Here is a 12,817-nt window from a genome sequence, read left to right on the forward strand (position 1 = left end):
TTCGCCGTCCCAGTTCTCGACGTCGACCAGGATGATCTGGCCGGCTTCGATTTCGCCGAAGAGGATCTTCTCCGACAACTGGTCCTCGATCTCGCGCTGGATGGTGCGACGCAGTGGCCGCGCACCCAGGACGGGGTCGAATCCGCGCTTGGCGAGCAGAGACTTCGCCTTCTCGGTGACCTCGATCGCCATGTCCTTGTTCTTGAGCGCACCTTCGACTCGGTTGAGCATGAGATCGACCATCTGGATGATATCGTCCTTGGTGAGCTGGTGGAACACGACGATGTCGTCGATACGGTTCAGGAACTCGGGGCGGAAGTGCTTCTTCAGCTCGTCGTTGACCTTGAGCTTCATCCGCTCGTAGTTCGATCCGGTGCCTTCACCCGAGGAGAAGCCGAGGCCGACTGCCTTCGAGATGTCCGAGGTACCGAGGTTCGAGGTGAAGATCAGCACGGTGTTCTTGAAGTCGACCGTGCGTCCCTGGCCGTCGGTGAGACGGCCGTCTTCGAGCACCTGCAGGAGGGTGTTGTAGATCTCCTGGTGTGCCTTCTCGATCTCGTCGAACAGCACGACGGAGAACGGCTTGCGGCGGACCTTCTCGGTGAGCTGGCCACCCTCTTCGTAGCCGACGTATCCGGGAGGAGCACCGAACAGACGCGACGCGGTGAAGCGGTCGTGGAACTCGCCCATGTCGATCTGGATGAGCGCATCGTCCTCGCCGAAGAGGAAGTTCGCGAGTGCTTTCGACAGCTCGGTCTTACCGACACCGGACGGGCCGGCGAAGATGAACGAGCCCGACGGGCGCTTCGGGTCCTTCAGACCTGCACGGGTACGACGGATCGCCTTGGAGACGGCCTTGACTGCCTCGACCTGGCCGATGATCCGCTTGTGCAGCTCGTCTTCCATGCGGAGCAGACGCGTGGTCTCTTCCTCGGTGAGCTTGAAGACGGGGATGCCGGTCCAGTTTCCGAGGACCTCGGCGATCTGCTCGTCGTCGACCTCGGCGATGACGTCGAGGTCACCGGAACGCCACTGCTTCTCCCGCTCGGCACGCTGACCGACGAGGGTCTTCTCCTTGTCGCGCAGGTTCGCAGCCTTCTCGAAGTCCTGTGCGTCGATGGCCGATTCCTTCTCCCGGCGTGCGTCGGCGATCTTGTCGTCGAACTCACGCAGGTCTGGCGGCGCGGTCATCCGGCGGATGCGCATCCGCGCGCCCGCCTCGTCGATGAGGTCGATTGCCTTGTCGGGCAAGAACCGATCGTTGATGTACCGGTCGGCCAGAGTGGCGGCAGCAACGAGTGCACCGTCGGTGATCGAGACGCGGTGGTGTGCCTCGTAGCGATCGCGCAGACCCTTGAGGATCTCGATGGTGTGCTCGACGGTCGGCTCGCCGACCTGGACGGGCTGGAAACGACGCTCGAGAGCGGCGTCCTTCTCGATGTACTTGCGGTACTCGTCGAGGGTGGTGGCACCGATGGTCTGCAGTTCGCCACGAGCCAGCTTCGGCTTGAGAATCGACGCTGCGTCGATGGCACCTTCGGCGGCACCTGCGCCGACGAGCGTGTGCAGCTCGTCGATGAACAGGATGATGTCGCCGCGGGTGTTGATCTCCTTGAGCACCTTCTTCAGGCGCTCCTCGAAGTCACCGCGGTAACGGCTGCCGGCCACGAGCGAGCCGAGGTCGAGGGTGTAGAGCTGCTTGTCCTTGAGCGTCTCGGGAACCTCGCCGTTGACGATGGCCTGAGCCAGGCCTTCGACGACTGCGGTCTTACCGACACCGGGCTCGCCGATGAGAACAGGGTTGTTCTTGGTACGACGCGACAGCACCTGCATGACGCGCTCGATTTCCTTCGCGCGACCGATGACCGGGTCGAGCTTGCCTTCGAGCGCGGCCTGGGTGAGGTTGCGTCCGAACTGGTCGAGAACCAGTGACGTCGACGGGGTGCCCGCCTCGCCGCGGCCGCTGCCGCTCTCGGACGGCTCCTTGCCCTGGTAGCCCGACAGCAGCTGAATGACCTGCTGACGCACGCGGTTGAGGTCGGCTCCGAGCTTGACCAGAACCTGAGCTGCGACGCCTTCGCCTTCGCGGATCAGGCCGAGCAGGATGTGCTCGGTGCCGATGTAGTTGTGGCCGAGCTGCAGTGCTTCACGCAGGCTGAGCTCGAGTACTTTCTTGGCGCGCGGAGTGAACGGAATGTGACCGGACGGAGCCTGCTGGCCCTGGCCGATGATTTCCTCTACCTGGCTGCGGACTCCTTCGAGGGAGATGCCCAGCGACTCGAGAGACTTTGCTGCAACACCTTCACCCTCGTGGATGAGGCCCAGCAGAATGTGCTCCGTGCCGATGTAGTTGTGGTTGAGCATCCGGGCTTCTTCTTGAGCCAGGACGACAACACGCCGCGCGCGATCGGTGAACCTCTCGAACATCGCTCTCCCTCACTTCTCGGTGGGTGGTAGCTCGCCCACCAGTTCTTCCAGCGCCGCAGTGTCCTGAACACTCGGTCGCTTGTGCATTCGAAGGTAAGACTGTGTCTCACTGTAGTTGGCCGACGCGACGAACGCCGACCCTCCACCCCTGAAATACTGCGTCTCCGGCAACGAGACGGACCGCCTCGTGTGCTTACTGTTCATAACGCAGGCACTTTGCAAAACGTTTCCCGATCGCTGTCCGCTGCTGGCGAACAGCTTTCTGGCCTCCGATCAGGCCTGCGACGGCTTGACGATCGGAAACAGGATCGTTTCGCGGATGCCGAGGCCGGTCAGTGCCATCAGCAGACGGTCGATTCCCATACCGGTTCCGGTGGTCGGCGGCATTCCCTGTTCCATGGCCGCGAGGAAGTCCTCGTCGAGCACCATCGCCTCGTCGTCGCCTGCGGCAGCCTGACGCGCCTGGTCCTCGAAGCGCTCGCGCTGGATGATCGGGTCGATCAGCTCCGAGTAGCCGGTCGCCAGCTCGAATCCACGAACGTAGAGATCCCACTTCTCGGTGACGCCCGGCTTGCTGCGGTGCTGACGCGTCAACGGCGACGTCTCGACGGGGAAATCACGGACGAACGTCGGTTCGGTCAACGCGTCGCCCACCTGGTGTTCCCAGAGTTCCTCGACGAGCTTGCCGTGGCCGTAGATCGGGACGCCGTCCTTGCGGGGGACTTCCAGCCCGACCTTGTCGGCGATCGCGAGCAGTTCGTCGACGGTGGTGTCGGGGGTGACGTCGAATCCGAGCGACTCCGACAACGACGGGTACATCTCGAGCGTCGTCCATTCGCCGCCGAGATCGTAGGAGGTGCCGTCGGGCAGGGTGACCACGGTGGATCCGAGTGCGGCCACCGCCACTTCCTGGACGAGTTCCCGCGTCATCTTCGCCGAATCGTCGTACGTGCCGTAGGCCTCGTAGGTCTCGAGCATCGCGAACTCCGGCGAGTGGGAGGAGTCGGCACCTTCGTTGCGGAAGTTGCGGTTGATCTCGAAGACCTTCTCGATGCCGCCGACGACGCAGCGCTTGAGGAACAGCTCCGGCGCGATGCGCAGGTACAGATCCGTGTCCATCGCATTGGAATGGGTGACGAACGGCCGGGCCGCGGCACCGCCGTGCAGCGTCTGCAGCATCGGGGTCTCGACCTCGAGGAAGCCGCGACGCTCGAGTGCGTTACGCAGTTCACGAACGACGGCGATGCGCTTGCGAGCGGTCTCTCGGGCCTCCGGACGCGTGATCAGATCCAGGTAACGCTGCCGGATCCGCGTCTCTTCGCTGAGTTCCTTGTGCGCGACGGGCAAGGGCCGCAACGACTTCGACGCGATCTGCCACGCGTCGGCCATAACGCTGAGCTCACCGCGACGGGAGCTGATGACCTCGCCGTGGACGAACACGAAGTCGCCCAGGTCGACGTCGGCCTTCCACGCTGCGAGGGCGTCCTCGCCGACACCTGCCAGGCTGATCATGGCTTGGAGCTGGGTGCCGTCGCCCTCCTGCAGGGTGGCGAAGCACAGCTTGCCGGTGTTACGGACGAAGATCACGCGGCCGACGACGCCGACGATCAGGCCGGTCGTCGTGTCGGCGTCGAGCTCGGGAAACTGGGTGCGGATCTCGAGCAGCGAATGGGTCCGCGGAACCGACACCGGATACGCCTCGACCCCGCGCTCGAGCAACGCAGCGCGCTTGGCGCGACGAATCCGTAGCTGCTCCGGGGTGTCGTCGGCCGGCTGGGTAGAAGCTGTATCACTCACGCGCACACACTTTACAGTCCGAGACTGTCGGGACGATCAGTGCGCTGCGACGGCCTCAGCCTCGCGAACGCAGTGCTTGGCCTGCGTCAACACCCCGAGCAGCCCTGCCGACTTCAGCGCCTGATAGCCGCCGACCAGATCGGTGGCCTTGTGCAGACCCAGCAGCTTGAGCGACGCGGCCGCGAGCGAGGACGTGTAGCCCTCGGAGCAGATGACGATCCACTCGACGTCGTGGTCGGTGGCGATCGCCAGCCGCGCGTCACTGGTGGGATCGAGACGCCATTCGAGGACGTTGCGTTCGATGGCCAACGCACCGGGCAGGGTGCCCTCGACAGCGCGCTGCGCCTGCGGGCGAATGTCGACGACGACCGCGCCGCGGTCGACAGCATCACGGAGCTCGAAGACGGTCATGCGATCGATGGTCTCGCGAGCGGATTCGAGCATTTCGACGATGGTCATCTCGTGGCCTTCTCGGGTTCGGCGGTGAGCTCACTGCGGGTCCGGCGCAGCGTGGCGCGCTCGGTCACTTCGTAGTACGACATCGCCGTCAGCGGCGGTGAGTAGGCGTGCACGCTGAGGGTGGGCCCGGTCGTGTTCGACGCCGGATCGTGCATCACGTCGTGCACCCATCCCAGCGGAAAGGCTGCCTGATCTCCCGCGTCGAGATGACGTTCCTTCAGTTCGGTTCCCGCCCAACGGTATTCGAGCAAAGAACCACTCAGGACGGTCAATGCACCGAGCGATCCGGCGTGATCGTGCAGTTCGGTGGATCGCTCGGGAACCCAGCTGATCAACCAGACGTCGAGATCGTCGTCGGAGTGCAGGCGAGTGGCCCAACGCTCGTCGGTAGGCCACTGTCCACCGCCGGGAAGCAGGTGGTCGAAGCGACCCTCGAGGACGTCCGATGCGCCCTGATCGGTGATCCGAAGCAGGTCGGGAGGACGCAGCCGAGTCGGCGATGTCGAGACCGACCGCGAGGTCGATCGGGGACGGGAGGGTGCAGAAAATACAGGTGTGGAAAGCATGAAGCTCTACTCCAAGGGTGTGTAACGAACGAGGCGGCGGTCAGCCTCGACAACACTCCTGGGTGGCCATGCACGTCATCACGCCGACGATTCTGACACACGAACGCCCGACGCGCTACCCCGCTTCACCGAAACATTCAGCGTGGCCGTCGCTTTGCCATGTTTCGTTCGTAGACCAGTCGCAGACCCTCCAGCGTCAGGTCGGGTTCGTGATGCTCGATGGTCGTCGACTCGGGCAGGATCAGCGCAGCGATGTCTCCGGTACCGATGACCGCGACGTCGGTGCCTTTGACCTCCGGCACCTCACGTCTGATGCGTCCGACGAGCCCGTCCACCAGGCCGGCGAAACCGAAGATGGTGCCCGCCTGGATGCACTCGACGGTGTTCTTTCCCAGCACCGATCGCGGCCGCACCATCTCGACCTCACGCAGCGTCGCGGTGCGAGTCGACATGGCCGAGGCCGAAATTTCGAGACCGGGCGCGATCGCTCCGCCGAGGAACTCGCCCTTGGCCGAGACGACGTCGACACACGTGGTGGTGCCGAAATCCACCACGATGCACGCCGAGTCGTACAGATCATGTGCGGCAAGGGTATTGACGATGCGATCGGCCCCGACCTCTTTGGGATTGTCGACCAGCAGCGGAACCCCGGTCCGCACACCGGGTTCGACCACCACGTGCACCACGTGATCCCAGTAGCGCACGAGCATCGTCCGCATCTCGCGCAGCACGGACGGCACCGTGGACAGAGCCGTCACCCCGGTGATCTGCTCGGCCTGTTCGCCCAACAACCCCCGCAACATGAACGCCAGCTCGTCGGCCGTCACATGGGGATCGGTGCGAATACGCCAATCGCGCAGCAGTTTCGAGTGATCCCCGGTGCCGGTGAAGAGCCCGACCACCGTGCTGGTGTTGCGTACATCGATTGCGAGAAGCATCGAGTCAGACCAGCACGGAGTCGGCCCGCAGATCGCGCGGCGTGATCAGACCCGAACCGGCGGGCGCATGAGCCGGGTCGCTGCCGAGCTCGACCGGCCGGTTCTTGTCGTCGACGAACACCACCCGGGGTGCGTAGTCGGCAACCTCCTGCTCGTTCATGACCCCGTAGGCGATCAGGATGACCAGGTCACCCGGGTTCACCAGATGCGCTGCGGCCCCATTGATTCCGATCACACCACTGCCCCGCTCACCGGTGATCACGTAGGTCTCCAGCCGCGCACCGTTGTCGATGTCGACGATGGTGACCTGCTCGCCTTCGAGCAGATCGGCTGCTTCCATCAGTTCCTGATCGACGGTCACCGAGCCCACGTAGTGCAGGTCCGCGTGCGTGACGGTGGCGCGATGGATCTTGGACTTCATCATGGTACGAAACATCGTGTCACTCTCCACTTTTCGGATCGTCCGGGTACTCCAAGAAACCGGTGCCGACGGCGACACCGACGTTGTCGATCAATCTCGTGGTACCCACCTTGGCCGCCACGAGCAGTCTGCCGTCCCCACGTTCGGGAGCCGGGCCGAGATGCGGGTCGCGCACTTCGAGGTAGTCGACCTGGACCAACGGCACCTGGTCGAGTACGGCACGCGCGGTGGCGATGATCGCCTCCGGACCACCGGCAGCGGCGTGCGCCCCGGCCACGAGTGCAGCGGACAACGCCATTGCAGCGTCACGCTGTTCTGCATCGAGATACCTGTTGCGCGAGGACAGCGCCAGACCGTCCTGCTCGCGAACCGTCGGGACTCCGATGACCGCGACGTCGAAGTTCAGGTCTCGCACCATCTGCCGGATCAACGTCAGCTGCTGGTAGTCCTTCTCCCCGAAGTACGCCCGATGCGGAGCGGCTATCTGCAGCAGCTTCGCCACGACGGTGAGCATTCCCGCGAAATGCGTTGGTCTGCTGACACCGTCGAGTTCACTACCGAGCGGACCGGGATGGACCGTGGTGCGCGGCCCGGACGGGTACATGTCGGACGCGGACGGCGCGAATACCAATTCCACGCCCTCGCCGCGGAGCAGTTCGACATCGGCGTCGAGGGTCCGCGGATAGGCGTCGAGGTCCTCCCCCACGCCGAACTGCAGTGGATTGACGAAAATCGACGCGATCACGACCGCGCCGGTGAGCTTCGCCTGGCGCACCAACTGCAGGTGGCCGGCATGCAATGCGCCCATGGTCGGCACCAGAGCGACCTGCTTGCCGACGCCACGTAGGGCCTTGGACACCGACGTGATCACCGCGGGATCGTGGTGAACCGTCAACTGTCCCTTCGTGTAGCTGCCCGCGAGGGTCATCGCTTCCCTTCCAGAATCTCGATCAGATCGGCTGCGGCACCGATACGTTGGGCGGACCGCAGCGACAGCGCACGGTAACCGGCGGCGATCCGTGGATCGACGGCCTCGAGCACTTCGAGGTGTTTGCCCACAGCCGCGGTATCGCCTCGGGCCACCGGGCCGGTCAGTGCGGATTGTCCGTTGCGCAGCGCATTGTCCAGTGCAGTTTCGAGCAGCGGAGCCAGAACGCGCTCGGGCACACCACGTTCGGCATCGGATCCAGGAAAACCCGGACCGGCCAACGCAACTCGCAGTGCCTCGACCGCGTCGACGACCAACGTCACGAGGTGATTGCTGCCGTGAGCCAACGCCGCGTGGTAGAGCGCCCGGTTGCTCTCGGGCACGTGCACCGGCTCGCCACCGATCTCGAGGACGAGGGCTTGGGCTACCGCATAACCGATCTCGTCGCCCGCGGTGATGCCGAAGCACGCGGCCGTCATCCGGTCGGTGTCCTCGGGTCCGCCGCTGAATGTCATGGCCGGATGTATTGCCAACGGAACCGCGCCAAGGGCAGCCAGCGGCTCCAGTACCGCGACGCCGTTCGCGCCGGAGGTGTGCGCCACCAACTTGCCCGGCGCGACCGCCCCGGTCGCGGCGAGACCGGCGACGATCGAGGCCAGTTCGTAATCCGGTACCGCCAGAATCAGCAGTTCGGCGCGACGGGCAACCTCGTCGACAGGCAGAATCTGCGACTCGGGCAATCGATCACGTACTCGCGCGATGGATGCGTCCGATACCGCGGCGGCACCGACGACAACGTGTCCGACGCGTTCGAGCGCCTCACCGAATGCCGTACCGACCCGACCGGCGGAGACGACACCCACGGTCAAGCGAGCCGGAGACAGACCACCAGTGAACCCTGATGAGGTCACCGAAATTTTCCTCTCGTTCGTTCCAGTCCCGCTCGGCGGGTACCAGACGTCCTGCAGGGAACAATAGCGACAGCGGCACCGAACGTGCCATGGGAAACCGGTGTGATCTGGTTCTCAGTCTGCGCGACGGCGACGGCGACGCGTGCCGGCGTCGGTGGTCGTCGTGTCGGCCGAATCGCCGCCTGCCAGCCCGGCCATGATCTCGGCGACGGAACGGCCGTTGGAGTGCGCGCCGGACGCCTCCTCGGTGGATTCGGCGCGCCTGCGTCCGCGTCGCGGTGCATCCGCCGTCTCCTCGGCAGGCGTGTCGTCGACGCGGTCGGCTGCGAAGAACGCATCGGCCGAATCGCGCAGCGATCGGCGAGACTCCGGGTACGTGGCCTCTTCTTCGGCCGATTCGGACTCGGTGGCCTGCTGGGGCTGGGCCTCCTCGACAGGTTCGGCGTCCTCGACAGGTTCTGATTCGGCCGCGGGTCGACGCGTCTGCTCGAAGTTGTATGCGGTGAACGGCGAGGTGGGCGGGCTCACCCGACCGGCCGGCCTCGGTGCCCCGTAGGGGCGGGACTGCGCGGCCGGCGGCTCGGTGCGGTCGTTCTGCCCGGCGTCGGTGACGTCGTCGGAACCCTCCGGTGCAGAACCCTGCTCGGCAGACGCGTCCTGTGCGTACCGGGAATCGGTGTCCGGTGCCGCGGTCGCGCGGGGCATTTCGTCCGGATCCTCGGGGTAGACCACCGACGTCTCGGCGGTGACCGGCTCGTCGTAGGGCGTACCTACGCCGTTGAAGCCGGGGCCTGCAGGTCCGTTGCCGTTGCCGCCACCCCGTACGTACAACCCGGACGGGGCGGGCTGATAGCTGTCGTAGCCACGGCCACCGAGTTCCTGCATCCGCATCGCCTCGGCGCGCAGTGCGACCCGTTCGGTCGGTAGATTGCCCTCGAAGAGCACCTGCAGGTTCTGGCGCAGCGCGGCCAGTTCGTTACGCAGCGCAGCGACCTCGTCCGATTCCAACCGCGTCTCGTTGCGCACCCGGGCTTCGACGCTCATCTCGTACTCGCGTCGGGCCGAGATCTCGCGGGCGAGCTGCAGTTCGTAGACGGTCTGTAAGTCCTTGGCCTTGGTCTGATCCGCGGCCGCTTCCCTGCGGTACTTCGTCATCGCGAACGCACCGATCACCGCGGCCCACAGCGCCGAGAGCACCCCGACGCGCATCCACTGAACGCTTTCGCTGAACAACAACAGCACACTGGCGACGATGCCGAACACGACGAGCGCCGCGAGGAACAGCTGGCTCGCACTACGCCGCTTTCGGCGTCCCTTCTTGGCGCGAGTCTGATCTGTCATGTTCTCAAGGGTAACCGGCCTGTCGGTCGCATCTGGTCATCCCCGACCGATCACGTACACAACGAAGGTAACGATCGAGGGACGGATACGTTATCGGGAGCGCTCGTCGTCCCGATCTTCCGGGGTGCGGCAGCACTGCTCCAGCCACACCGCGGCGGCGACGACAGCAAGGCCCGCGACGAGGGCCACGATCGCTCCGGCTCGGTCAGCGGACGCCGCTCGCACCGTTGCCGCACGTGGCAATACGTACACCAGGAAGCCGACGCACACCCCCACCAGAGCGGTTCCCACCAGCAGCGACGCCTTCGCCAACACCAGCGCCCGGAAGACCGTCAACGGATGCAGGTCGTGCAGACCGGTACCCACTCGATGCTCGGCGATGCGATTGCGGACGATCACCGCGGTCACCACTTCCACCACCGCGACCAGATACAGCGACGCTCCGGCGTACACCGGGATCGGCGGAAACGAACCGTAGAAAACCCGCACCAGCAGCCACGTGCCCACTGCGGCGATCAGAAACAAACCCAAGACATCCCAGATCTTGGTGGGATTGGTCACCACAGTCGATCACCGTCGCCGTCGAGACGGACGACTCCCGCTCGCTCGTCCGTACTCAGACGCTCGAGCAGCTCGGATATCGGCACGTCCGCCCCGTCGACCCGAAGCGTGGCGTCGGGCTCGACGTCCAGCCACGGCATCAGCACGAACGCGCGCTCGTGTGCACGGGGATGGGGAAGAATCAGGCGCGGGTCGTCACTGATGACGTCGTCGCACACGATCACGTCGACGTCGAGGCTGCGGGGTCCCCAACGCTGCACTCGAACGCGGTCCGCTGCCTCCTCGAGTTGCTGCCCCAGACGCAACCAGTCCCACGGGCCGTAGGCATCGTCCTCGGCCACCACGATCGCGTTGAGGAAGTCCTGTTGCTCGACGCCACCCCACGGAGCAGATCGATGCACGGCCGAGCACGCCACCACGCGCGAACCCAATTCCGTTGTGACAGAACGCAAGTGGCTCATCGAGTCGCCGATGTTGCTGCCGATCGACAGCACTGCACGGCTCACTTTCGCTCCCGATAGGCCACCACGGCAACGTCGCCGAACGTCAGGGGAATGGGAGCCGACGGCTTGTGCAGCACCACCTCCACCGCGTCGACTCGGGAGTCGTAACCGAGCACCACCTCGGCGATCTCGGCGGAGACCGTCTCGATCAGATCCCGGGACGGGCCCGCTACGACCGCCGCGGCATGTTCGGCCAGCTCGCCGTAGTGCAACGTCCGAGTCAGATCGTCGGTCTCGGCCGCGGGCGAGAGATCCATCCAGACGGTGATGTCGACGACGAAGTCCTGGCCGTCTCGCTTCTCGAAGTCGAAGACACCGTGATTGCCGCGGACGGTCAGCCCACGCAATTCGATGCGGTCGCCGCGACGAGTCCCTGCAGCGGCACTGTTGATCTCGCTCATGCGCGACCACCCTGCCATGCCCGCACGACGGCCACCGCGTCGAGTGACGACCGGACGTCGTGCACCCGCACTCCCCACGCGCCGCCGGCGACGGCGAGGGCCGAGACGACGGCCGTCGCGATCTCCCGGCCGTCCGGTGGACGCGGTGAACCGTCGGGTTCGGCGAGAAGCGAGCCCAGAAAACGTTTGCGGGACGCACCCACCAGAACCGGGAAACCGGATTCCACCAGGATGGGCAGTCCGCGCAGCAGCTGCCAGTTGTGCTCCGCGTTCTTGGCGAATCCGAGGCCCGGGTCCAGCACGATCCGCGACGCGTCGACCCCGGCGCTCACTGCGTGGTCGACCTGCTCGAGCAGTTCGCGGCGGACGTCGGCGACCACGTCGTCGTAGTGATCGGCCGGACCGGTGTGCCGGAACGTCGAGTCGGCGGCCCGCCAGTGCATCAGGATCCACGGCAGTCCGCCTCGCGCGACCACGCCGGCCATTGCGGGGTCGGCTCGACCGCCCGAGACGTCGTTGACGATCGACACCCCGGCCTCGATCGCCGCAGCGGCGACGTGTGCGCGCATCGTGTCGACGCTGGTGCTCACGCCTTCGGCGGCCAACGCCGAGATGACCGGTACGACGCGCTGCGCCTCGACCGACGGGTCGACGCGGTCCGCCCCGGGGCGCGTGGACTCCCCGCCGACGTCGACGATGTCGACTCCCAGCCGATGCATTGCCAGACCGTGTTCGACGGCCGCGTCGACGTCGAGGTAGCGACCGCCGTCGGAGAACGAATCGGCCGTCACGTTGAGAACGCCCATGACGATGGGCGCAGCGGGAACGGAGCGCGCGAGAATCATCGTGATCGGACCGGAACCGTCATTTCCGGAGGATCAGGTCCAAGGCTTCCGAACGCGATGCCGCGCTGGACTGCAGCAGACCCCGGACCGCAGAGGTGGTGGTGCTGGCACCGGGCTTGCGGATACCGCGCATCGCCATGCACAAGTGCTCGGCCTCGATCACGACGATTGCGCCGCGTGGGTCGAGCTTGCGCATCAACGCGTCGGCGATTTGGCTGGTCAACCGCTCCTGCACCTGGGGACGCTTGGCGTACATGTCCACCACGCGGGCCAGCTTCGACAGACCGGTCACCTTGCCGCTCTTGCCGGGGATGTATCCCACGTGGGCGACGCCGTGGAACGAGACCAGGTGGTGCTCGCACGTGGAGTACATGGGGATGTCTCGAACCAGAACCAGTTCTTGATGGCCTTCGTCGAAGGTCGTGTTCAGCGCGGTGTCCGGATCGGTGTAGAGGCCGGCGAAGATCTCTCGGTAGGACCGGGCGACACGAGCCGGGGTATCGAGCAGGCCCGGGCGGTCGGGATCCTCACCGACGGCAATGAGCAACTCGCGTACCGCGGCCTCCGCGCGGGGCTGGTCGAACACCGCGCCCGTGGCAAAGGCCACCGTCTCCACGATTCCCTGCTGCGGGGCGGCGGATTGCACGGCTGCTGGGACTTCTGCCGAGTCGCCTGTCGACTCGTCGGTCCTGTTGACTGACACGAGAACGTACCTCCGG

At 65.5% G+C, this 12,817-nt stretch carries 14 protein-coding genes; all 14 read right to left on the reverse strand.

Annotation, left to right across the window (positions count from 1 at the left end; translation table 11 throughout):
* Nucleotides 1–2,427 (reverse strand): ATP-dependent Clp protease ATP-binding subunit (locus tag VF34_RS10695; RefSeq protein ID WP_045841406.1); only part of this gene is annotated, 2,427 nt, incomplete at its 3' end.
* A 273-nt stretch (nt 2,428–2,700) separates the two neighbouring features.
* The gene (lysS, locus tag VF34_RS10705; RefSeq protein ID WP_032373866.1) at nt 2,701–4,224 is read right to left on the reverse strand and encodes a lysine--tRNA ligase; all 1,524 of its coding nucleotides are present in this window, start codon (nt 4,222–4,224) and stop codon (nt 2,701–2,703) included.
* 36 nt (nt 4,225–4,260) lie between these two features.
* Nucleotides 4,261–4,683: a rhodanese-like domain-containing protein gene (locus tag VF34_RS10710; protein ID WP_032364474.1), complete on the reverse strand. Its 423-nt coding sequence runs from the start codon at nt 4,681–4,683 to the stop codon at nt 4,261–4,263.
* Nucleotides 4,680–5,249, reverse strand: coding sequence for a cysteine dioxygenase (locus VF34_RS10715; RefSeq protein ID WP_080733275.1), 570 nt, complete (start codon nt 5,247–5,249; stop codon nt 4,680–4,682). The genes VF34_RS10710 and VF34_RS10715 overlap by 4 nt, the downstream gene beginning before the upstream one ends.
* 137 nt (nt 5,250–5,386) lie before the next feature.
* Nucleotides 5,387–6,187 carry a type III pantothenate kinase gene (locus tag VF34_RS10720; protein ID WP_032373865.1) on the reverse strand — a complete coding sequence of 267 codons (801 nt, stop codon included), beginning with the start codon at nt 6,185–6,187 and terminating at the stop codon, nt 5,387–5,389.
* 4 nt (nt 6,188–6,191) lie between these two features.
* Nucleotides 6,192–6,623, reverse strand: coding sequence for an aspartate 1-decarboxylase (gene panD / locus VF34_RS10725; protein WP_027494364.1), 432 nt, complete (start codon nt 6,621–6,623; stop codon nt 6,192–6,194).
* A 4-nt stretch (nt 6,624–6,627) separates the two neighbouring features.
* Nucleotides 6,628–7,536 (reverse strand): pantoate--beta-alanine ligase, encoded by a 909-nt coding sequence (gene panC, locus VF34_RS10730; protein ID WP_032373864.1) that lies wholly within the window; start codon nt 7,534–7,536, stop codon nt 6,628–6,630.
* Nucleotides 7,533–8,447, reverse strand: a complete 915-nt coding sequence (locus tag VF34_RS10735) for a Rossmann-like and DUF2520 domain-containing protein (protein WP_032373863.1) — start codon at nt 8,445–8,447, stop codon at nt 7,533–7,535. Before VF34_RS10735 ends, panC begins: the two co-directional genes overlap by 4 nt.
* A 114-nt stretch (nt 8,448–8,561) precedes the next feature.
* Nucleotides 8,562–9,788 carry a DUF6779 domain-containing protein gene (locus VF34_RS10740; RefSeq protein WP_045841407.1) on the reverse strand — a complete coding sequence of 409 codons (1,227 nt, stop codon included), beginning with the start codon at nt 9,786–9,788 and terminating at the stop codon, nt 8,562–8,564.
* A gap of 90 nt (nt 9,789–9,878) precedes the next feature.
* On the reverse strand, nt 9,879–10,349 hold the full coding sequence (locus VF34_RS10745; protein ID WP_032369421.1) for a DUF3180 domain-containing protein: 471 nt from the start codon (nt 10,347–10,349) through the stop codon (nt 9,879–9,881).
* Nucleotides 10,346–10,855, reverse strand: coding sequence for a 2-amino-4-hydroxy-6-hydroxymethyldihydropteridine diphosphokinase (folK, locus tag VF34_RS10750; RefSeq protein WP_032373862.1), 510 nt, complete (start codon nt 10,853–10,855; stop codon nt 10,346–10,348). The genes VF34_RS10745 and folK overlap by 4 nt, the downstream gene beginning before the upstream one ends.
* On the reverse strand, nt 10,852–11,253 hold the full coding sequence (folB, locus tag VF34_RS10755; protein ID WP_045841635.1) for a dihydroneopterin aldolase: 402 nt from the start codon (nt 11,251–11,253) through the stop codon (nt 10,852–10,854). Before folB ends, folK begins: the two co-directional genes overlap by 4 nt.
* Nucleotides 11,250–12,098 carry a dihydropteroate synthase gene (gene folP, locus VF34_RS10760; RefSeq protein WP_230593387.1) on the reverse strand — a complete coding sequence of 283 codons (849 nt, stop codon included), beginning with the start codon at nt 12,096–12,098 and terminating at the stop codon, nt 11,250–11,252. The genes folB and folP overlap by 4 nt, the downstream gene beginning before the upstream one ends.
* Before the next feature lie 19 nt (nt 12,099–12,117).
* The gene (gene folE / locus VF34_RS10765) at nt 12,118–12,744 is read right to left on the reverse strand and encodes a GTP cyclohydrolase I FolE (protein ID WP_080733274.1); all 627 of its coding nucleotides are present in this window, start codon (nt 12,742–12,744) and stop codon (nt 12,118–12,120) included.
* Nucleotides 12,745–12,817 lie beyond the last annotated feature (73 nt).

Origin of the sequence: Rhodococcus sp. PML026 (assembly GCF_000963615.1) — a bacterium.
Classification (GTDB): Bacteria; Actinomycetota; Actinomycetes; order Mycobacteriales; family Mycobacteriaceae; genus Rhodococcoides; species Rhodococcoides fascians.

What these genes read in the sequence shown, in the direction of transcription:
- panC (WP_032373864.1), bottom strand. Translation starts at nt 7,536, where the DNA reads ATGACCCTCGCGGGCAGCTACACGAAGGGACAGTTGACGGTTCACCAC.
- VF34_RS10740 (WP_045841407.1), bottom strand. Translation starts at nt 9,788, where the DNA reads ATGACAGATCAGACTCGCGCCAAGAAGGGACGCCGAAAGCGGCGTAGT.
- VF34_RS10715 (WP_080733275.1), bottom strand. Translation starts at nt 5,249, where the DNA reads ATGCTTTCCACACCTGTATTTTCTGCACCCTCCCGTCCCCGATCGACC.
- folB (WP_045841635.1), bottom strand. Translation starts at nt 11,253, where the DNA reads ATGAGCGAGATCAACAGTGCCGCTGCAGGGACTCGTCGCGGCGACCGC.
- folP (WP_230593387.1), bottom strand. Translation starts at nt 12,098, where the DNA reads ATGATTCTCGCGCGCTCCGTTCCCGCTGCGCCCATCGTCATGGGCGTT.
- VF34_RS10710 (WP_032364474.1), bottom strand. Translation starts at nt 4,683, where the DNA reads ATGACCATCGTCGAAATGCTCGAATCCGCTCGCGAGACCATCGATCGC.
- panD (WP_027494364.1), bottom strand. Translation starts at nt 6,623, where the DNA reads ATGTTTCGTACCATGATGAAGTCCAAGATCCATCGCGCCACCGTCACG.
- VF34_RS10720 (WP_032373865.1), bottom strand. Translation starts at nt 6,187, where the DNA reads ATGCTTCTCGCAATCGATGTACGCAACACCAGCACGGTGGTCGGGCTC.